This window comes from Actinacidiphila sp. bgisy160 (assembly GCF_965342435.1).
In the GTDB taxonomy this organism is placed as follows: Bacteria; Actinomycetota; Actinomycetes; order Streptomycetales; family Streptomycetaceae; genus Actinacidiphila.
In genome coordinates this window covers 1-21463 of sequence record NZ_CBDRCM010000003.1, presented here as the reverse complement: position 1 = coordinate 21463, position 21463 = coordinate 1, and the positions used below count along the sequence as shown (strand labels likewise).

Here is a 21463-nt window from a genome sequence, read left to right as displayed (position 1 = left end):
AGATCGCCCGGGGGCCGCCCACCGGATGGACGGCGCGGTCCGGGAAACGGGGCAGCGCCGTGTAGCCGGACCAGCGCAGCGCGGCCTCCTCGGCGGTGCCCGCCGGGCTGCTGACCGCGCCCTGCGGGGAGGCGGCGGCGCCCGTGGGGGCGGTCGGGGTGGTCGATGCCTGCCCGGACGGCTTGTCCTCGCGGCTGGTGGAGCCGCCGTCGTCGTCGGAGCCGGAGGCCGCGATCGCCCAGCCGCCGAGCCCGACGACAAGTGCGGCCGCCGCCGCCGCGCCGATCTTGACGCGGCGGCGCTGGAGCGCGTCGGGGACGGCGCGGTGGCGGTGCCGGGTGCGCGGGCCGGGGACCGCGGCGGGCCGGCCGCCGGCCAGCTCCTCCGCGGTGGGCAGCTTGATGCTGGTGTGCGTGTCGCGCGTCGAGTCCGGTGCGGAGCCGCGGACCAGGGGCACGGCGCCGCGTGGCTGCCCGGCCGGCGGGTCGTACGGCTCGGTGACGGAACCGGGCTCGCGGCCGTAGGCATCCTCTCCGTGGTGGTCGCCGGGCGCGTCCACCTCCAGCGGGGGCAGTCCGGCGAGGGCGGGCAGCAGCTCGCGCAGCCGTGCCCCGACCTCAGCCGCCCTGAGCCGGGAGGCGGGGGCCTTGGCGAGGCACTGGGAGAGCAGCTGCCACAGTTCGTCGGGCAGGTCGGGCAGCGGTGCGACCGACTCGGTGACGTGCCGGCGCAGCACCGCGCCCGGGTGGCCGCCGCCGAACGGGGTGAAGCCGGCGAGCAGCTCGTACAGGACGGTGGCGAGGGCGTAGATGTCCACGGAGGCGCGCGGCGGCAGGCCCTCGATGATCTCCGGGGCCAGGTAGTCGGGGGTGCCGATGATGCGGGTGGCCCGGGTGCGGCGCGGGGAGTCGACCAGCCGCGCGATGCCGAAGTCGGTGAGGAGCGCCGGGGGCGCCCCGCCCGGTCCGGGCGGGGCTGCGGAGTCCAGCAGGACGTTCTCCGGCTTGACGTCGCGGTGGACGACGCCCGCGGCATGGGCGGCGGCCAGGCCGTCCGCGACGTCCGCGGTGATGGAGACGGCCGCCTCGGGGGTGAGCCTGCGTTCGCGCTCCAGCCGGGAGCGCAGGTCCGTGCCGCGGACCAGGTCCATGACGAGCGCGAGGTCGCTGCCGTCGACCACCAGGTCGCGGATACCGACGATGTTCGGGTGGTGGAGCGCCAGCAGGGCCGTGCGCTCCTGGACGAAGCGGCCGACGAGGTCCTGGTCGGAGGCGAGGTCCTCGCGCAGTAGCTTGATGGCGACCGGGCCCTCGGGGCCCTCGCCCAGCCACACCGTGCCCGCGGAACCCCGCCCCAGCACCTGGTGCGCGGTGTACCGGCTGCCGATCTTCCGTCCCAAGGCTGCTCCGACTCCTCCGACGTGCCGTCGTGTTGGCGACAAAGCTACGCGGATGCGAGCCGGTTGGGGGAACCTGTCGGGGGTGAGTGCGGCTTCTCCGGGAGAAATCACCCTCCAGAAGTCGACAAATCACCAACACCGGCCTCACGGGAAGGTGACGGTGCGCCAGCGACGCCGACGCCACCGGCGCACCGGCAGGCACGGCGCGGTCAGTGCCCCACGCCGTGCCCGGGCGGTCTCGCCGCCGTACCGCCGTACTACGGGGTGTTGCCGGAGCCGCCCGACGATCCGCCGAGGCCCGAGACCCAGTCCCAGAAGTTCTGGACGCCGTCGCTGACGGTGCCCCACAGGCTCTTGCCCGTGTCCAGCCACTCCGGGACCGGGGTGAGGTACCAGACGAGCACGACGATCACGATCAGGACGATGATCATCGTGAAGCAGCCCTTGAGGCACCCCAGGCCCGGGATCCTCATCGGGTTGGCGCTGCGCGGGCGCGGCTCGCGGTGCGGGGCCGGCTCGGGCGCGGACGGCCGCTGGGGCTCGTACCGCTGGTGCTGCGGCTGCTCATAGCGCGGCGCGGGCTGCTGGGGCCGCGGCGCGTACTGCTGCGGATGCGGCTGGGGCGCGTAGGCGGGCTGCGCCGGCTGCCGGTACTGGGGCTGCTGCGGCCGCTGCTGGTACGCCTGCGGGGGCTGCGGCTGCTGCTGCTGCTGCGCGGCCTGACGGCGAGGCCTGCGGCGCAGCGGGTCCTGCTCCGGGTCCAGGTACTGGATCTCGGTCTGCTCGGCGCGCGCACGCGCGCGGTTGAGCTGCGACTCCCACGGGTGCGGGCCCTGCGGGGCACCGGCGTCCGGATGCCCGTCCGGCACCGGCGGCATCACGCGGGTGCCGTCGCCGGACGCGGCCGGTGCCGAGCCGCCGGGGATGACCCGGGTCGCGTCGGCCGTGCCCGCCGCGGACGCGGGCAGGACGCTGGTGGCGGCATTGGGGTCGTACGCGTCGTATGCGCCGGCCGGCGACCGGTTCGGCAGCACCTGGGTGGGGTCGGCCGTGCCCGGCGGGACGAGCGGGGTGTCCGGGACGGTCGCGGGGGCCGGGTCCGGCGCGAGCAGCGCGGCGACGCCGAGCGCCGCCTCTGACTGCGCCGGGGAGGAGTGCACGCCCACGCCCGCCGCGACGACGCGCAGGGCGCGCGCCAGGTTCTGCGCGCTGGGCCGCTCGCCGGGCTCCTTGCGCAGGCAGCGCTCGATGACCGTCCACAGCGGCTCGGGCACGGTGGAAGGGCGGCGCGGCTCCTCGCTCAGGTGCTGGTGCAGCACTTCGAGCGCGCTCTCGCCCCTGAAGGGCGGGCGGCCGGTGACCAGTTCGTACAGGAGGATGCCGGCACCGTAGATGTCCACCGCCGAGGTCTGCGGGCGGCCCTGGGCGGACTCCGGCGCTATGTAGGCGGGCGTGCCGACGAACTCGTGGGTGCGGGTGACGCCGGGCGAGTCCGCCAGCCGTGCGATGCCGAAGTCGGTCAGCATCGGGTGCATCTGCTGGGTGCCGTCCGGGCCCGCGACGGTGGCGAGCAGGACGTTGGCGGGCTTCAGGTCCCGGTGGACCACGCCGTCGGCGTGGCTGGCGGCGAGCGCGTCGGCCACCGCGGCGGTCAGCAGGGCGCCGCCGACCGGCGAGAACGGGCCGTTCTCGCGCAGGTGGCGGTAGAGGTCGGGACCCTCGACCAGATCCATCACCAGGGCCAGCAGCTCACCTTCCACGACCAGGTCGCGGACCCGGACGATGTGGGGGTGGCGCAGCCGCAGGAGGACCGAGCGCTCGCGGAGGAAGCGCATGACGATGTCGGGATCGCCCGCCAGCTCCTCCTTGAGCACCTTGATCGCGACGGTCTCGCCGGTGTCCCGCACCTGGGACCGCCACACGGTGCCCGTGGCTCCGCGCCCGAGCGGCTCCACCAGTTCGTATTTGCTGCCTACCGGCCGCACGTTCGCGCTCCCTGGATCTTGGCCTGGTCCGTGGCCTGTTTCGCCCACTGTAGTGCCGCCACGTGGGAGCGGGGCTGCGTTCCGGTACGGGGCGGGTGTGGGGTTATGACGCGGGGTACGGTCGTTTGGTTGCTCTTTCCGCCCAATGCTGACCATTCAAGATCGCAAAGATGGGCACCGGCGGCAAGCTGTCGGCGGCGAGTGGGAGGATGCGTCTCGCGGATCGCGTATCGCCGGGCAAGCGGGCCAGTTGGGCCGGCTGAGCAAGGCGAGCCCGCCGTTCCGCTCTTGTACGTGTCGACGTCCCGGGCACGGCGGGGTGGGGCCGGGGGCCCGCGCCGCGGTGGATCCGGGCAGAAGGGACCGTGGACGGAGATGCAGATCCGGCTGACCGTTCTCGGGCCGCGCGGCGGCCGCGCGGCGCGCTCCTGCGACGTGCTCGTCACCGCGCCGGCGGGCACGCCCCTCGGTGCCGTGGCCGGCGCCCTCGCGTCCGGCTCGGGCGGCTCCGGCCAGCCCGCGCGGGCCGGCAAGTCCACGCCCCCGCTCTACGCGGGCAGCGAGCGACTGGACCCGGCCACCGCCGTGCTCGGGGTGCCACCGCTGCTCGACGGCGCGGTCCTGTCGCTGCACGCCCCCGCCGACGGGCACGAGGGCGGCCGCCCCACGGCCGCCGCCCGGCTGCACGTCGTCGGCGGGCCCGACGCGGGCGGCGTCCATCTGCTGCAGGGCGGCCGGATCCGGGTCGGCCGGTCCGTGGACGCGGACGTGCCGCTGGACGACCCTGACGTCTCCCGGCTGCACTGTGCCATCACGGTGGACGGCGAGGGCCGGGTCACCGTCGCCGACCTCGGCTCCACCAACGGCACCGCCCTCGACGGCGCTCCCGTGGGCGAGCGCGCGGTCCCCTTCCCGGCCGGCGCGCTGCTGCGGATCGGCGAGTCGACCCTCCGGCTGGAGCCGGCGCCCCCGGGCTCGGCCGTCCCTGCGCCGCCCGCCTCCGTCCCCGCCGTCCCCGACGCCGAGGGGCACCTGCAGGTGACCCTCCCCCCGGCCTCCTGGCCGGAAAGCGGCCGCGTGGTGACCTGGTGTCCCGCCCCTCCCGCCGACGCCACCCCGCAGCGGTCCGCCGCGCGGGAGGCGGCGCCCGCCGACGGCCCGACGACCACCGGCACCGGGTCCGGGGCCGTCGGGGTGGACTCCCCCGCCGCGCCGACGCCCGAGCAGGCCCCGGCGGATGCGGCGCAGGGCACCCCCGCCCGGCGCGACACCCCGCAGCGCGGCCTGTCCGAGCAGACCCGTACGGTCGCGCTGCCCCCGGGCCGCCGCGGCGGCGGGCGGGCCGCGGAGGCCGGCAGCCGGATGGCCGGCGCCATAGGGAGCTGGGCCAGGCGCCTGACCACCGGACGCGGTGACCCGGACGCCGCCGGCGCCGGGGGCGGGACGACGTACGACCGGACCGACGCCGCCGCGCTGCGCGAGCGCTGGCCCGATCCCGCCGCCGTCCTGCTCACCGCGCTCGGGCCGGGCCCGCGGCTGTGGGAGCGCGCCCCCGGCCATCCCGACCTGCTCACGCTCCGGCTCGGCACCGCCGACCTGACCGCCGAGGACGGCTACCGGACGCTGCCCGCCGTGCCGTTCACCGTGGACCTGCGCGACCCGCACACCCATGTGCTGGGCCTCGCCGGGCCGCGTCCGCGGCTGTCCGGGCTGGCCCGGGCGGTGATCGCCCAGCTGTGCGCCCTGCACGCGCCCGGCGTGCTGGAGGTCGTCCTGATCAGCGCCGACCGCTCCCGCCCCGCCGAGCAGCGGGCCGAGGAGTGGGGGTGGCTGTACTGGCTGCCGCATCTGCGCCCGGCACACGGCCAGGACTGCCGGCTGCTCACCGCGACGGACCGGGAGCAGGCCGAGGCCCGCGTCGCCGAGGTGGTCCGGCGTATCGAGGAGGGGCCGCTCGGCACGGGCTGGGCGACCGCCACCCCCGAGGAGGTGGCCGAGGCCGCGGCACGCCGCGAGGGCCCGTACACCCTGCTGGTGATGGACGGCGACCCGGGCTCGGCCTATCTGCGCGAGGCCGCCGGCCGGATCGCGGCCGCCGGGCCGTCGGCCGGGGTGCACCTGCTGTGCCTGGCCGAGAGCCCGGAGCGGCTGGCCGCCCGGTGCGGTGCCGTCGCCGTGCTGGAGGGCGACGTCGCGACGACACTGCGGATGGAGCCGCACGGCCCGGAGCACATGACGATGGAGGCGGTGTCGGCGGCCTGGGCCGAGCGTTTCGCACGGGCTCTTGCCCCACTGCGCGAGGGCGAGGCCGCGGCGCCCCGCCGTACGCGCTCCGCGCTGCCGCCCACGGCCCGGCTCCTGGACGAGCTGGACCTGGCGCTCGCCACCCCGGCGAAGATCGCCACCCGCTGGGCCGAGCCCGCTCCCTCCGGTGGTGCCGCCGCGGCCGTCCTGGGCACGGGACCGGAGGGCCGGGTGCTGGTCGACCTGGTCACCGAGGGGCCCCACCTGCTGGTCGGCGGGGCCGCGGGCGCCGGCAAGACCGAGCTGCTGCGCTCGGTGGCCGCCGCCCTGTCCGCGGGCGAGCGGCCGGACCGGCTGGCCCTGATCCTCGTCGACGGCGCCGGGGCGGAGCGCGGCGAGGGGCTGCGCGCCTGCACCGACCTGCCGCACGTCTCCACCTATCTGGCCGCCTCCGACCCGGTGCGGATGCGCGAGTTCGCGCAGGCGCTCGCGGCGGAGCTGAAACGCCGTGACGAACTGCTGGACGGAGCGGACTTCGGGCAGTGGCACGAGCGCCGCCGGCTGCCCGCGGTGCCTCGCCAGGCCGAGCCGGGCCACGCCCCGGCCGGTGCCGCGGACCCGCAGGTGCGCGGCGCGGTGCGGGTACGGACCCGCACCACCGAGCCGCTGCCCCGGCTGGTCGTCGTGGTCGACGACTTCGACGCCCTGGTCGCGCCCGCGCTCGGCAGTCCCGGCCGGCCCGCCGCGGGCTCGGTGGTCCGCGCGCTGGAGAGCGTGGCGCGCGACGGCGAGCGCCTCGGCGTCCACCTGGTCGCCGCGACCGGCCGCCCGGAACGCACCGCGGGCACCGACACCGACGACGCGGCGCGGCTGCGGATCGCACTGCGCACCGAGGAGCCGGAGTCGGCCGCGCTGCTGGTCGCCGTCGAGGAGCCGGCGACCGTCGACGACGACCTGCCGGGCCGCGGTTACCTGCGCCGGCCGGACGGGGCCGTCACCGCCTTCCAGGCCGGCCGGGTCAGTGGCCGGATCCCGCGTACCGCGACTTTGCGGCCCACGGTGGTCCCGCTGGAGTGGGACCGCATGGGCGATCCGCCGGCGCGCCGGCCGGTCCGCGAACTGGGCAACGGCCCCACCGACCTCGCCCTGCTGGCCAGTGCCCTGCAACGTGCCGCGGAGTCCGCGGCGGCCGATCCGGCGCCGCCGCTGCTCTGACCGCCCCGTTCCGGTACCCCGTTGGCCCGTCCGGTCACATGACGGTCACGATCCAACGCCCGCGCGCTGAGGCGCTATTGCGGCGGTTATCAGACAGGGCGTAGGACTGAACGCGCAACAGCGGATGACGCGGGGACGGGACGCCCGGCGCAGCTGCCACGGCCATGCGGCGGGCTGCCACCGCGGCGCGGGTCCGCGCTGAGGGGATGGGCAGGCAGATGCGGACATCCAGCAGGCGCACGCGACGTACACGACGAACGGTCGTCGCCGCTTTGGCGACAGCCGCCCTGGCGCTGACGGCCGCCGGGTGCGGCGGAGGCGACGACGACAAGGGCGACCCCGGTGGGGGCGGGAGCAGTTCCGGCGCGAGCGGGAGCGTCTCACTGCCGGACCTCAAGGGCCAAAAGCTCGAGGTCGCGGCGGTGTGGACCGGGCCGGAGCAGAAGAACTTCCAGAAGGTGCTGGACGAGTTCACCAAGCGGACCGGGGCCGAGGTCGGCTTCGTGCCCACCGGCGACAACGTCTCCACCTTCCTCGGTACGAAGATCGAGGGCGGCCGGCCGCCGGACGTGGCGTTCCTCCCGCAGGTCGGAGTGTTGCGCCAGTTCGCGCAGAAGGGCTGGCTGAAGCCGCTCTCCTCCGACGTCCAGGCACAGCTCGACAAGAACTTCACCACCGGCTGGAAGGACCTGGGCGCGTACGAGGGCAAGCAGTACGGCGTCTACGCCAAGGCCGCCAACAAGTCGCTGGTCTGGTACAACACCGCGGCCTTCGAGAACGCCGGGATCTCCGGACCGCCGGGAAGCTGGGACGACTTCCTCCAGACCGCCGAGACCCTCTTCGAGTCGGGCACTCCCCCGGTATCGGTGGGCGGCGCGGACGGCTGGACCCTGACCGACTGGTTCGAGAACATCTACCTCTCCCAGGCCGGCCCGGAGAAGTACGACCAGCTGGCCGAGCACAAGATCAAGTGGACCGACCCCTCGGTGAAGGACGCGCTCACCACACTCGCCCAGCTCTTCGGCAAGAAAGACCTGATCGCCGGCGGGCAGAACGGCGCGCTCAAGACCGACTTCCCGAAGTCCGTGACGCAGACCTTCACCGGCAACCCGCCGAAGGCCGCCATGGTCTACGAGGGCGACTTCGTCGGCGCGTTCATCGGCGACAACACCAAGGCGAGGGTGGGCGAGGACGCCAAGGTCTTCCCCTTCCCCGCGGTGGGCTCCGGCAAGGCGCCGGTGGTCAGCGGCGGTGACGTCGCCGTGGCGCTGAAGGACGGCAAGGGCGCGCAGGCGCTGCTGGCCTTCCTCGCCTCCACCGACGCGGCGCAGGTGTGGGCCTCCTCGGGCGGCTTCGTCTCGCCGAACAAGTCGCTGGATCTGTCGGCCTATCCGAACGAGGTCTCGCGGTCGATCGCCCAGGGCCTGATCGCGGCGGGCGACGACTTCCGCTTCGACATGTCCGACCAGGCCCCAGCGGCCTTCGGCGGCACCGCGGGCAAGGGCGAGTGGAAGGACCTGCAGGACTTCCTGCGGAACCCCTCCGACGTCGCCGGCGCGCAGGCCAAACTGGAAGCGGACGCCGCCAAGGCGTACGCCGGCTAGGCGGCCGCGATGGCGACGGCGGCCACGGCGAAGGGGCCGGCCGCTCCCGGCGGCGCGCCCCCCGCCCGCGGCAGGAGCGTCATGGGCACCAGGCGCTGGGTGGCGGGACTGTTCCTGCTGCCCGCGCTGGTGCTGCTGGGCGCGCTGGTGGTGTACCCCATCGGCTACACCACCTGGCGCAGCCTGTTCGACAAGGCCGGCTCGGATTTCGTCGGCCTGCACAACTACGCCGCGGTCTTCGGCGACGACAGCACCCTGACGGCGCTGCGGAACACCGCGATCTGGGTGGTCGTGGCGCCGGTGCTGGCCACGGCCCTCGGGCTGATCTTCGCGGTGCTCACCGAGCGGGTGAGCTGGGGCACCGCCTTCAAGCTGGTCGTCTTCATGCCGATGGCCGTCTCGATGCTGGCCGCCGGGATCATCTTCCGTCTGGTGTACGAGCAGGACCCGGCGCGCGGCGCGGCCAACGCGGTCGTGGTCGGTGTCCACGACACCTTCGCCGAGTCCTCGGCGTACCCGGGGGCCCGGCCGCGGCCGGACGGCTCGCTGGCCGCCTCGGGCGGCGGCTCGTTCACCACGCGGGACGCCGCCGGGGAGGGGACGGCTGTCGGGCTGCCGCTGATCGGCATCCCCGCGGCGAAGCTGCCCGCGGACACCGCGCAGGCCCGGCAGGCCGCCGCCGGGCCGGGGGTGACCGGCACCGTGTGGCTGGACTTCAAACCGGGCGGCGGCGGCAGGCCCGGGGTGATCGACGCCGGTGAGAAGGCGCTGGAGGGCGTGAAGGTCGAGGCCGTGCGGGACGGGCGGGTGGTGGCCTCCGCCACCTCCGGCACGGACGGCACCTTCGCGCTGCCCGCCTCGGCGGCCGGGGCACAGTTGCGGCTGCCCGCCTCGAACTTCGCGGAGCCCTACAACGGCGTCGACTGGCTCGGCCCCACCCTGGTGACGCCCGCCATCATCGGGGCCTACCTGTGGATGTGGGCGGGCTTCGCGATGGTGCTCATCGCGGCGGGCCTGGCCGGGGTGCCGCGGGAGCTGATGGAGGCGGCGCGCATCGACGGCGCGGGCGAGTGGCAGGTCTTCCGCAGGATCACCGTGCCGCTGCTGGCACCGGTGCTGGTCGTGGTCGTCGTGACCCTGATGATCAACGTGATGAAGATCTTCGACCTGGTCTACATCATCGCGCCCGACACCTCGAAGGACGAGGCCAACGTACTGGCCCTGCAGCTGTATCTGTCGTCCTTCGGGGCCGGCAACGACCAGGGCGTGGGCAGCGCGATCGGTGTGATCCTGCTGCTGCTCGTCGTCCCGGTCATGGTCTTCAACATCCGCCGACTGCGCAGGGAGGCCCGACGATGACGACCGTCGCAGGCACAGCGGAACCGGCGGGCCCGGCGCGGGCGCGGGCCACCGCGGCCGCCGTCCGGCAGTCCTTCGCCTCGCGGGTCGCGGCCCGCACCGGCGGCGGGGTGCTGCGGGTGTTCCTCGTGCTGGTGGCCCTGTTCTGGCTGATGCCGACCGTGGGGTTGCTGATCTCCTCCTTCCGGGGTCCGGTGGACATCGCCGGCTCCGGCTGGTGGAAGGTCTTCACCACGCCCTCGCAGCTGACCGTCACCAACTACCGGGAACTGCTCGGCAACGACACCGTCACCTCCTCGCTGGTCAACACCGCACTGATCACGGTGCCCGCCACGCTGCTGGTGGTGGTGATCGGGGCGCTGGCGGGCTACGCCTTCGCCTGGATGGAGTTCCCGGGGCGGGACTGGCTGTTCCTCGTGGTGGTGGGGCTGCTGGTGGTGCCGGTGCAGATCGCGCTCATCCCGGTGGCGAAGCTGTTCGGCCAGATCGGGATCTTCGGCGACATCATCGGCGTGGTGCTCTTCCACGTCGGCTTCGGCCTGCCGTTCGCCGTCTTCCTGCTGCGCAACTTCTTCGCGGAGATCCCGCGGGAACTGCTGGAGGCGGCACGGCTGGACGGCGCGGGCGAGCTGCGGCTGTTCGCCACCGTGATCATGCCCCTGGGCGGCCCGGCGATCGCCTCGCTGGGCATCTTCCAGTTCCTGTGGGTGTGGAACGACATGCTGGTGGCGCTGATCTTCTCCAACACCGGCTCGCAGCCGATCACGGTCGCCCTGCAGCAGCAGGTCCGGCAGTTCGGCAACAACATCGACGTCCTGGCACCGGGGGCCTTCGTGTCGATGGTGGTCCCGCTCGTCGTCTTCTTCGCCTTCCAGCGCCAGTTCGTCTCCGGTGTCATGGCGGGCGCCGTGAAGTAGCCCCGTGAAGCACCGCAGGTCAGGGGCAACACTCCGTCGCCGGACGGGTCGCCGTACGCGGCGCATGCCCGGGATATAACGGGCATACGCCGCGTAAGCCGACATTACGGATGTGCTGCCTTGCCCCGGTTCAGCGTCATCGTGCCCGCCCACAAGGTGCAGGCCTACCTGCACGAGTGCCTGGAGTCCGTGCTCGGCCAGAGCTTCTCGGACTTCGAGGTGATCGCCGTCGACGACCGCTCCCCCGACGCGTGCGGTGCCATCCTCGACGCCTTCGCGGCCCGCGACCGCCGGGTGACCGTCCTGCACCTGAAGGAGAACGTGGGCCTCGGCCCGGCCCGCAACGCCGGGACGGCCCGGGCCACCGGCGACTACCTGCTCTTCCTCGACAGCGACGACGTCCTCGCCCCCGGCTCCCTGCAGGCCGTCGCCGACCGCCTGAAGGAGACCGCCGAACCGGACGTGCTGGTCTACGACTACGCCCGCACCTACTGGGACGGCCGCGTCGTGCGCAACCAGCGCGCTCCGCTGCTCGCCCAGGACGGACGCCCCGCCGGGCCCCTCGACGACCGCCCCGAACTGCTGCGGCTGCTGCCGGTCGCCTGGAACAAGGCGTACAAGCGGGACTTCGTCCAGCGCCGGGGCCTCGCCTTCCCGCCCGGCTGGTACGAGGACGTCCCCTGGACCTACCCCCTGCTGCTGGCCGCCCGCAGCATCGCGGTGCTCGACCGGGTCTGCGTGCACTACCGCCAGCGCCGCCGGGGCAGCATCCTGCGCACCACCAGCAGCCGGCACTTCGACGTCTTCGACCAGTACGACCGGGTCTTCGCCTTCCTCGACCGCAATCCCGCCCTCGACGGCTGGCGGCCGGCCCTCTTCAGCCGGATGACCGACCACCTGCTGGCGGTCTACAACACCCCCGGCCGGCTGCCCCGCTCGGCCCGGGGCGTCTACTTCCAGCGCTGCGGCGTCCACTTCCGCCGCTACCGCCCGCAGGAGCCCGGCCCGCGCGCGCACGGCGTCCCCGGCGCCACCCGGCGGCTGCTCGTACGGCTCGGCGCGCGGCAGGTCTTCGACGCCGTACGCACCGTCAACGCGCTGCGCAGGAAGCTGCGGCGGCTCGCGAAGGACACCTCCCGGGCGGCCCGGGAGGCGGCCCTGCGGCTGCACTACCGGATCCAGCGGCACCGGCCCCTCGACCCGGACCTGGCCGTCTTCGCGGCCGGCCGCTACGCCGGGTACGGCGGCGACCCCGCCGCCCTGGAGGCCGCCGTCCGCGAGCTGGCCCCGCACATCCGCACCGCGTGGATCACGACCCCGGCGAACGCGCGCACCCTGCCGCGCGGCGTTCGCCGGCTCCAGCCCGGCTCGCCCGCCTACTGGACGGCGCTGGCGCGCGCCACCTACCTGGTCAACGACGTCAACTTCCCGCACGCCTACCGCAAACGGCGCGGCCAGGTGAACCTCCACACCCACCAGGGCACCCCGCTCGGCCGCATGGGCCTGGACGTCCAGGGGCACCCGGCCGCCTCGGCGGGCCGGGACTTCGCCCGGATGCTCGCCCACACCGACCGCTGGGACTTCTGCCTGTCCGCCAACCCGCACTCGACGGTGGTCTGGGAACGGGCCTACCCGGCCGGCTACACCACCCTGGAGCACGGCCGGCCCGGCAACGACATCCTGCTGCGCGCCGACGCCGACGACGTGCGCCGGATCCGCGCCGGACTCGGCATCCCGCCGGAGTCCACCGCGATCCTGTACGCGCCCGCGCACCGCGACTACCGGCGCGGCTTCCACCCGCCCGTCGACCTGGTCCGGCTGGCCCGCGAACTCGGCCCCGGCCGCGTGGTCCTGTACCGCGCGCCGGACGGTCACCGCGGCGCGGCCACGCTGCCCGAGGGGCTGCCCGACACCGTGCTGGACGTCTCCGCCCATCCCTCGCCCCAGGAGCTGTGCCTGGCCGCGGACGCCCTGGTGACCGACTACTCCCCCCTGATGTTCGACTACGCGGCCCTCGACCGCCCGATCGTGGTCCACGCCGAGGACTGGACGGCCTACCGGGCCGCGCGCGGCACCTACTTCGACATCACCGCCGAGGCCCCCGGGCCGGTCGCCCGAAACGAGGACGAACTCCTGTCCATCCTCACCACGGACACCTGGCGCGGTCCCCGTTCGGCCCAGTTGCGGGCCGCGTTCCGGGCCCGCTTCTGCCCGTACGACGACGGCCGTGCCGCCGAGCGGGTCGTACGGCGGGTCTTCCTCGGCGAGGACGGCGGGCAGCCCGCCGTCCTCCCACCGGAGCGCCGCACCCCGGCCCCGGCGGCACGCCCGTAGCCGCACGGGCACGGCCCGGCGTCACCGGGCCGGTGCCCGGGGGCATGAGGCGATCTCGTCCGGAGCGCGCCGCCCGGACACCGTGCCCGCGACCTCGGCCGGCGGTGTGCGCCCGGCGGGTGAGGCACGGACCTCGGCGCCCCCGGGCTCCGCATCACTCCGCAGCGTGCGGACGGGGCACCAGGCCCGCCGCACGGGCGCCGCTTCGGGCCCGCGACGGATCCTCCTCGACCCCGGCGCCGAGTCGCGGCCCACCGGGTGGAGGACGGCGCTCCCCGTGGCGCCGGGGCTCACCCGGGCGGCGGCGCCGGGGTGCGCTCGTCCGGCTTGAGGACGGGAAGCAGATCCGGCTCGCCCAGCAGCACGCGCCGTACGACACGCTCGGACGCCCGCCCGTCGTCCCAGGGGCAGAAGCGGGCCCGGAAGGCCGCCCGCAGTTCGGCGGCCTCGGGCGAGGCCCAGGTGCCGGAGCGGAAGGCGGTGGCGACCGCGGCCTCGTCGCGGGCGACCACGCCCGGGGTCTCGCCGGGGCGCCCGGAGACCAGGTCGAAGTAGACCCCGCGGGCGGCCCGGTAGACCTCCCAGTCGGCGGCGTGGACCACGATCGGGCGGTCCAGGCCGGCGTAGTCGAACATCAGTGACGAGTAGTCGGTGAGCAGCGCGTCGGAGGCCAGGCACAGCTCCTCCAGCGGCGTGTGCGCGGAGACGTCCAGCGCCCCCTCCGGCAGCGCCGCGGGGGCGGCTCCCGGGTAGAAGTAGTGCGCGCGGACCAGCACCACGTACTCCCGCCCCAGCGCCCGGCACAGCCGTGCCAGGTCCAGCTGCGGGACGAATTCCCGCTGGTAGTCGCGGTGCGTGGGGGCGTACAGGATCGCCCTGACCCCGTCCGGGACGCCCAGCCGGGCCCGGATCCGCCGCACGTCGTCGGCGCCGGCGGTGAAGTAGGCGTCGTTGCGGGGGTAGCCGGTGGGCAGCGTCAGGTAGCCGCCGGGGTAGACCCGCTCCCAGATCTCGCTGGAGTGGGGGTTGGCCGACAGCGAGTAGTCCCACTGGTCGGCGTGCTCCAGCAGGCGGCGGAAGCTCATGCCCCTGGCCACCGCCGGGTGGGCGCGCAGGTCCATGCCCATGTGCTTGAGGGGGGTGCCGTGGTGGGTCTGCAGGTAGACCTGGCCGGGGCGCTTGACGACCTCGCCGGTGAAGTTGGCGTTGTTGACCAGGAAGCGGGCGCGGGCCAGCAGCTCCCAGTAGCGGCGGGAGTTCACCTCCACCGAGTCGGCGCCCTCGGGGACGGCGTCCCGCCCGTCGCGCCGTACCACCCACACCCCGTGCAGGTGCGGGGCGAGCTCGCGGGCCTTGTGGTAGATCGCCGCGGGACTGCACAGCACCCCCCGGTTCCAGTACGCGGCGTAGACCACCAGCTCGTCGTCGAGCGGGCGGCGGCGTTCCAGGGCGTACCAGCGGCGGTACACCTCGCGGGCGGCGGCGTTGCGGCGTACGCGCAGCCGGTGGGCGGCCCGGGCACGCAGCTCCGCGGCACGGTGGGCGGCGAAGGTGCCGGGCAGCCCGGCGCGGCGGAAGAAGGCGGCGCGGTCCTGCGGGCGCAGCCGCCCGGGGTCGTCCAGGACGGCACGCAGCCGCCGGTCCCGCTCGGCGCGCAGCACCGGCAGGTCGTGCCGGGCCAGCAGGGAGTCGTACCGGTCGGCCAGGGCGAGGTGCTGCGGGCCAGGCGTGCTGGAGAAGCTGCCGTGGCGGCGCCTGCGCCAGGTGACGCAGACCCGGTCCAGGCAGGCGATGCGCGGGGCGGCGAGCAGCATCTCGTAGGCCACCGGGACGTCCTCGTACGGCCCGGCACCGAAGCCGAACCCGCCCCAGTAGTCGCGCCGCACCACCCGGTTCCAGGCGGCGGGCAGGACGGTCAGGCACTCGGGGCGCTCGGTGGCCCGGAAGACGGCGTGCCCGGCGAGGGCGGCGGCGTGCAGGAAGGGACCGTCCTCGCTCTCCGCGCGGTGCTCCCACACGTCGAGCTCCTCGTGGTCGAAGAGCAGCACCTCCGGGTCGCCGGTGGACCGCAGCCGTGCGTCCAGGGCGGCCAGGGCGCCGGGCGCGAGGAGGTCGTCGGCGTCGAGGAAGAGCAGGTAGTCGCCGCTGGCGCGGGCCGCCCCCGCGTCCCGGGCCGGGCCCGCGCCGCCGTTGCGGGGCTGCCTGAGCGGGAGCACTCTGGAGTCTGCGGCGGCGACCTCGTCGACGACGGCGGCCGATCCGTCGGGCGAGCAGTCGTCGACCGCGATGAGCTCCAGGTCCGCGTACCGCTGCCCGAGCACCGACTCCAGGCACGCACGGACGTAGCCCTGGACCTTCCATACCGGGACGATCACGCTGAACCGAGGCATAGGGCCGAGCGTAAGCAGGACTGGACCCCGGCGCCCGGTGGATCACCCGAAAGGCGCAGGCGAGGTGACCGAGAAGGCGGTCACGAGTTGAACCCCTCGTCCCCCTGTCGCCCTCGTTCCGGAAAGGGCCACGTCACCATGGTGTCGCGCACGCCCCGCCTCACTGTCGTCGTTCCGGTCCACAACGTCGAGAGCTGGCTGGAGGAGTGCCTTCGCTCGGTGGCCGCGCAGACCTTCGACGCCCTCGACGTGGTCATGGTCGACGACGGCTCCACCGACTCCAGCCCGGAGATCGCCCAGGACTTCGCCGACCGCGACCCGCGCTTCCGCCTGGTACGGCAGGACAACGGCGGCCTCGGCCACGCCCGCAACACCGGCACCCGCCACGCCGACCCGCGCACCGAGTACCTGTGCTTCCTGGACAGCGACGACATCCTCCCGCCGCGCGCCTACCAGAACCTGGTGGGGCTGCTGGACGGGTCGGGCTCGGACTTCGCGACCGGCAACGTGTGGCGGCTGACCGCAGACGGCCGCAGCCAGGCCTGGCAGCACCGGGACATGACCCGCACCGTCACCGGCACCCACATCACCCGGGACCTGAGCCTGCTGTCGGACCGGGTCGCCTGGAACAAGGTCTTCCGCCGCTCCTTCTGGGAGCGCCACCACCTCGCCTTCCCCGAGGGCGTGCTCTACGAGGACACCCCGCTGACCATCCCCGCGCACTTCCTCGCCGACGCCGTCGACGTGGCCCACGAGCATGTGTACTACTGGCGGATCCGCGAGGGCTCCATCACGCGGCGCCGCACCGACGTCAAGGGCGTGCGCGACCGGATCGCCGCCGTCGACCACGTCAGCCGCTTCCTCGGCGACCCGGCCCGCACCCGCTGGACCTCCTTCAAACGGGCCTACGACCGCTCGGTCCTCACCGACGACCTGCTGTACTTCATCGACGCCCTGCCGATGGCCGGCCCCGAGTACCGGCGGGTCTTCATGGAACGCTGCCGCGACTGGCTCACCCGGGTCGACCCCACCCTCTTCCCTGAGCTGCCCGCGGGGCTGCGCATCAAGTGGCACCTGATCGTCAAGGACCGCCTCGACGACCTGCTGGCGGTGCTCGACCATGAGCAGCGCAACTCCGCCGGCTTCGGCGTCACCGGCCCGCCGCTGCGCAAGCGGGCGGTGCTGCGCGGCGCCGACGGCGGCCGGATCGCCCTGCCGGCCTCGGCCGCCCGGCTGCGGCGCTCGGACTTCCCGGTCCGGGCTCGGGTGCGCGAGGTGGTGCGGGAGAACGGACGGCTCGTCCTGCGCGGCTACGCCTACCTGCGCAACATCGACGCGGACCGCAAGGGCGCCGCGCACATCACCGCCGTCGCCGTCCATGGCCACGGCCGCCGGTCCAAGGTGGTGCTGCTGCCGGTCAGGGTCCGGCAGGAGCCCGTCGCGACCCTCAACTCGCGCCAGGAGGAACACTGCTACGACTGGTCGGGCTTCGAGATCACGATCGACCCGGCGCGGCTGACCACCGGCCGCCGCCAGGGCGAACCGCGGGCCGGCCACTGGCGGCTCGGGGTGATCGTCGCGGCGAAGGGGGTCATCCGCAGGGCGGCCCTGCGGGCCGCGGACGCGGGCTCGGGGGCGTCCCCGCCGTCGTACGCGGCCGGCGGCGGCATGCGACTGGTGCCGTACTACCGGCGGGGGCGGCTGCACCTGTCGGTGGAGCCGGAGGTGCGGCGGCTGACCGGGCACCGGGCGACCGGCGACGGCGCCGCGGTGGAACTGGACTTCACGGGCGCGCCGCAGGCGACGCGGGTGCGGCTGACGCACTCCGCGACGCCCACCGTGCTGGAGTACCCGCTGGAGCCCGTGGCGCGGGGGGAGGCGGACGACGGCGGCCGCCGGGCCCGCGTGCCCCTCGCCGACCTGGCGGCCGCCCGGTCGGCGCTGGACGCCGGGCCCAAGGAGATCCGCCCCGAGGACACCGACAGCTGGGACGTGGCGCTGCTGAGCCCCGGGCACGCCGACCCCGTCCACCTGGACGGCGCGCTGCCCGCCGGGCACTACGACCTGGGCACCGACCCCCGCCTCGGCGGGACACCGCGGCGGTTGCTGGTCGAGGCGAAGGCCTCGGGGAAGCTGGTGCTGCGCGACCGCACCCCGCAGCCGGTGGCCGACGCCATCGGCTGGACCGCCGAGGGTGCCCTGGTCGTGGCGGGCCGCCTCGCGCCCGGCTCCGCCCCCGGTCCGGCCGAACTGGTGCTGCGCCACGGCACGCACCGCGTGGAGCACGCCGTCCCGGTCCAGTCCGACGGTCCGCCGGGACGCCGGCCCGGCTTCCCGTCGCCGTCAAGCGCCATCCTGCCGTTGCCGCCGGGGCCGGAGGGGGCGTCGCCGGGGCCGGAGGACGCCGCGGGGCCGGGCCCGTACGAGGGGCGCCGTTTCACCGCCACCCTGCGCCCCGGCACGCTGGAGTCCCTCGCCGGCACCGTCCCGCTGCCCGCCGGCCGCTGGTACCTGCACCTGCGCGACGGGGCCGGCGCGGAAGCTCCGGTACGGGTCGCGCCCGGGGTGTTCGAGGCGCTGCCGATGGCGGCGGAGGCGGGCGGCAAGTCCTTCTCCGTCGACCGGCGCTTCCACGACCGGCTGTTCCTCGACGCCCGGCCCACCGTGCCGGAGCCGCAGCGCGGCCCGTACCGGCAGCGGGTGCTGCGCGAGAGCCACCACCCTCGCACCCGCGCCCTGCCGCGCCGCGAGGCGGTGCTCTACAGCGCCTTCGACGGACGGGCGTACGGCGACTCTCCGCGCGCCGTCCACGAGGAGTTGCTGCGCCGCCGCGCGGCCGACGGCCTGGAGCACCTGTGGGTGGTCAGGGACGGCCAGGCTCCCCCGCCGGCGACCGCGCGGCCGGTCGTGCTGCACAGCGCCGCCTGGTACGAGGCGCTCGCCCGCTGCCGCTACGTCGTCACCAACACCCACCTGCCGCCGTGGTTCACACGCCGCCCGGACCAGACCGTGCTGCAGACCTGGCACGGCACGCCCCTCAAGCGCACCGGCCGGGACCTCGCCGGGACCCTGTGCGCGGACCTGGTGCACCTGCCCCGCCCGCCGCGCGACCCGGGCGCCCAGTGGAGCCTGCTGCTGTCGCCGAACGCGTACAGCACCCCGCTGCTGCGCGCCGCGCTCGGCTACGACGGACCGGTCGCCGAGACGGGACTGCCCCGCACGGACGTGCTCTTCGCCGACGACCGCGACAAGGTCGCCGCCGCGCTGCGCGACCGGCTGCGGATCCCGGGGGACCGCACCGTCGTGCTCTACGCGCCCACACGCCGCGATGACCTGGCGTACGACGCCGAGCACTACCGCATGTCGCCCCACCTGGACCTGGCGGAGGCCGAACGCGCCCTGGGCGCCGACCACGTGCTGCTCTTCCGCTCCCACCCCCTGGTCGCCGACCGCGTCCGCACCCCGCGCTCCGGGTTCGTGCGCGACGTGTCCTGCCACCCGGACGTGGCGGAGCTGCTGCTCATCGCCGACGTCCTGGTCACCGACTACGCGTCACCGGCGGCCGACTTCGCCAACACCGGACGCCCTATGCTCTTCCTCGTCCCCGACCTGGAGCACTTCCGCGACACCCTGCGTGGCTTCTACCCCGACTTCGAGGCCCAGGCCCCGGGCCCGCTGCTGCAGTCCACCGCCGAACTGGCCGGCGCGCTGCGCGACCTGGGCACCGTGGTCCGGCACAGCGCCGACGCGTACGCGCACTTCCGGGCGACCTTCTGCCACCTCGACGACGGCGGCGCGGCGGCCCGAGCCGTCGACCGGCTGCTCGAACCCGACCGTCACTGACCCCTGAGGGAACCCAGGATCCACATGCCCCGCTTCTCCGTCATCGTCCCGGTCCACAGGGTGCAGGGCTATCTGCGCGCCTGCCTCGACTCGGTGCTGTCGCAGTCACTGCCCGACCTCGAGGTGATCGCGGTCGACGACCGTTCGCCGGACCACTGCGGCCGCATCCTCGACGAGTACGCGGCCCGCGACTCCCGGGTGATCGCGCTGCACCACGAGGAGAACCTGGGCGTGGGGCGGGCCCGCAACACCGGTGCCGAGCGGGCCACCGGCGACTACCTGCTCTTCCTCGACGGCGACGACACCCTGGCCCCCGGTTCCCTGGAGGCGGTCGCGGAGCGGCTGAAGCAGGACGGGGACCCGGACATCCTCTACTTCGACCACGTGCGCACCTACTGGTGGGAGGCCGCCGAGAAGAGCGTCTTCGGGGAGCTGCTCGCCTCGGCCGGCACCGAGGTCTTCCGGATCACCGAACGCCCCGAGTTCCTGCGGCTGTTCGCGATGACCTCCAACCGGGTCTACCGCCGCGCCTTCTACCGGGGGCACGGTTTCTCCTTCAGCGACGGCATCTACGAGGACGCCCTCCTCTCCTACGTCACGATGCTCAGCGCCGAGCGGATCTCCTGTCTGGCGCGGGTGGTGCTGGAGTACCGGCAGCGGCGCAGCGGTGCCAGCACCCGCAGCCCCGGCCGCAACCACTTCGTCATCCTCGACCAGTACACCCGGCTCTTCGACTTCCTCGACGCGCCCGGCCGCGAGCACCTCGCACCACTGCGGCCGATGCTGTTCGAGCGGGCCGTCAGCCACCTCCTGTTCTGCCTCGGCAACCCCGGCCGGATCCCGCCGCGGCTGCGCGGCGAGTTCTTCCGGCTCGCGGCCCGCTGGTACGCCCGCCACGTCCCGGAGGGGTTCGTGCCGCCAGCGGACAAGGCCGCCGGCTGCCGGCGGCTGGCCCGCGGCAGCTGGCTGCTTGCCCGGCTGGGCGACGTTGCGCGCGGGGCCCGCAAGGAGCTGTCCCGGCGCAGGCGGCGGCTGCGCCGGCAGGTCGCACAGCGGGCCAAGGCCGCCCTGTACGCCTACCACCTGCGGCGACCGCTCGACCCCGGCCTCGCGGTGTACTCGGCGTACTGGGACCGCGGTGTGTTCTGCAACCCGGCCGCGATCTACCACAAGGCGCGCGAGATCGCCCCGGGCATCCACGGGGTGTGGCTGGTCCGCAAGTCCGACGTACCCCGGGTGCCCAAGGGCGTGGACTACGTCGTGCCGCGCACCCGGCGCTACTGGCGGTTGATGGCCCGGGCCACGTACCTGATCAGCAACGTCAACTTCCCCAACGACATCCGCAAGCGGCCCGGCAGTATCCATCTGCAGACCCACCACGGCACCCCGCTGAAGAAGATGGGCATCGACCAGCAGCGCTACCCCGCCTCGGCCAAGGGCATGAGCTTCCGCCGCCTGCTGGAGCGGGTGGACCGCTGGGACTACAGCCTGTCCTCCAACCCGCACTCCAGCGAGATCTGGGAGCGCGTCTACCCCTCCTCCTGGCAGCACCTGGAGTCCGGCTACCCGCGCAACGACGTCTTCCTGACCGCCGGCGCCGCCGAGGTCGCCCGCGCCCGCACGGCCCTGGGCATCGCCCCCGGCCGCACCGCGGTCCTGTACGCGCCGACGACCCGCGACTACCAGCGCAACTTCGTGCCGCGGCTGGACGTGGAACGAGTGTGCCGGGCGCTCGGCGAGGACTTCGTCCTGCTGACCCGCATCCACTACTTCCACGGCGAGGACCCCCGGCTGAAGGCGCTGCACGACGAGGGCCTGCTGGTGGACGTTTCCCGGCACCCGTCGGTCGAACAGCTGTGCCTGGCCGCCGACGCCCTCGTCACCGACTACTCGTCGATCATGTTCGACTACGCGCTCCTCGACCGGCCCATCGTCGTCCACGCCGACGACTGGCCGGTCTACCGGGCCAGCCGCGGCGTCTACTTCGACCTGCTGTCCGGCGCGCCCGGCGAGACCCCCGGCGCGGTCTCCACCAGCGACGACGAGCTGATCGCGGTCTTTCGCGACGGCGCCTGGAACAGCCCGGAGGCGGCCGTCCTGCGCGAGGCGTTCCGCCGGCGCTTCTGCGCCTTCGACGACGGCCGGGCCGCCGAGCGCGTCGTGCGGCGGCTCT

The 21463-nt window shown here is 74.7% G+C and carries 9 protein-coding genes and 1 pseudogene; 7 read left to right on the top strand and 3 right to left on the bottom strand.

The window, feature by feature from the left end; all coding sequences use genetic code 11:
- Window positions 1-163 precede the first annotated feature (163 nt).
- Both ACRWNP_RS04520 and ACRWNP_RS04515 read right to left on the bottom strand, forming a co-directional pair.
- A pseudogene (locus ACRWNP_RS04520) lies at window positions 164-1399 on the bottom strand (serine/threonine-protein kinase); the annotation flags it as partial.
- Window positions 1400-1656: 257 nt separating this feature from the next.
- Entirely contained in the window at window positions 1657-3384 is a 1728-nt protein-coding gene (locus tag ACRWNP_RS04515; protein ID WP_431959616.1) for a protein kinase domain-containing protein, read from the bottom strand.
- 375 nt (window positions 3385-3759) lie between these two features.
- Here ACRWNP_RS04515 and ACRWNP_RS04510 point away from each other — a divergent pair, with 375 nt between their 5' ends.
- The 5 genes from ACRWNP_RS04510 to ACRWNP_RS04490 all read left to right on the top strand — a co-directional run bounded on the left by ACRWNP_RS04510 (window position 3760) and on the right by ACRWNP_RS04490 (window position 13057).
- Window positions 3760-6843 (top strand): FtsK/SpoIIIE domain-containing protein, encoded by a 3084-nt coding sequence (locus ACRWNP_RS04510; protein ID WP_431959615.1) that lies wholly within the window; start codon window positions 3760-3762, stop codon window positions 6841-6843.
- Window positions 6844-7061: 218 nt separating this feature from the next.
- Window positions 7062-8447, top strand: coding sequence for an ABC transporter substrate-binding protein (locus ACRWNP_RS04505; protein ID WP_431959614.1), 1386 nt, complete (start codon window positions 7062-7064; stop codon window positions 8445-8447).
- Between the two features lie 81 nt (window positions 8448-8528).
- On the top strand, window positions 8529-9806 hold the full coding sequence (locus ACRWNP_RS04500; protein ID WP_431959613.1) for a carbohydrate ABC transporter permease: 1278 nt from the start codon (window positions 8529-8531) through the stop codon (window positions 9804-9806).
- Entirely contained in the window at window positions 9803-10723 is a 921-nt protein-coding gene (locus tag ACRWNP_RS04495; protein WP_431959612.1) for a carbohydrate ABC transporter permease, read from the top strand. The genes ACRWNP_RS04500 and ACRWNP_RS04495 overlap by 4 nt, the downstream gene beginning before the upstream one ends.
- Window positions 10724-10843: 120 nt before the next feature.
- Complete coding sequence (locus ACRWNP_RS04490) at window positions 10844-13057, top strand: bifunctional glycosyltransferase/CDP-glycerol:glycerophosphate glycerophosphotransferase (RefSeq protein ID WP_431959611.1); 2214 nt, start codon at window positions 10844-10846, stop codon at window positions 13055-13057.
- 290 nt (window positions 13058-13347) lie between these two features.
- Here ACRWNP_RS04490 and ACRWNP_RS04485 read toward each other — a convergent pair whose 3' ends face one another.
- Entirely contained in the window at window positions 13348-15447 is a 2100-nt protein-coding gene (locus tag ACRWNP_RS04485; RefSeq protein WP_431959610.1) for a bifunctional glycosyltransferase/CDP-glycerol:glycerophosphate glycerophosphotransferase, read from the bottom strand.
- 138 nt (window positions 15448-15585) lie between these two features.
- On the opposite strand from ACRWNP_RS04485, the gene ACRWNP_RS04480 reads away from it, so the two are divergent.
- Both ACRWNP_RS04480 and ACRWNP_RS04475 read left to right on the top strand, forming a co-directional pair.
- A complete protein-coding gene (locus ACRWNP_RS04480; protein ID WP_431959609.1) occupies window positions 15586-19290 on the top strand; it encodes a CDP-glycerol glycerophosphotransferase family protein in 3705 nt (1234 codons plus the stop codon).
- 24 nt (window positions 19291-19314) lie between these two features.
- Window positions 19315-21463 (top strand): bifunctional glycosyltransferase/CDP-glycerol:glycerophosphate glycerophosphotransferase (locus tag ACRWNP_RS04475; RefSeq protein WP_431959608.1); only part of this gene is annotated, 2149 nt, incomplete at its 3' end.

Excerpts from the sequence above, each read along its gene's own strand:
- ACRWNP_RS04510 (WP_431959615.1), top strand. The coding sequence starts at position 3,760 with ATGCAGATCCGGCTGACCGTTCTCGGGCCGCGCGGCGGCCGCGCGGCG.
- ACRWNP_RS04505 (WP_431959614.1), top strand. The coding sequence starts at position 7,062 with ATGCGGACATCCAGCAGGCGCACGCGACGTACACGACGAACGGTCGTC.
- ACRWNP_RS04500 (WP_431959613.1), top strand. The coding sequence starts at position 8,529 with ATGGGCACCAGGCGCTGGGTGGCGGGACTGTTCCTGCTGCCCGCGCTG.
- ACRWNP_RS04495 (WP_431959612.1), top strand. The coding sequence starts at position 9,803 with ATGACGACCGTCGCAGGCACAGCGGAACCGGCGGGCCCGGCGCGGGCG.
- ACRWNP_RS04485 (WP_431959610.1), bottom strand. The coding sequence starts at position 15,447 with ATGCCTCGGTTCAGCGTGATCGTCCCGGTATGGAAGGTCCAGGGCTAC.
- ACRWNP_RS04480 (WP_431959609.1), top strand. The coding sequence starts at position 15,586 with ATGGTGTCGCGCACGCCCCGCCTCACTGTCGTCGTTCCGGTCCACAAC.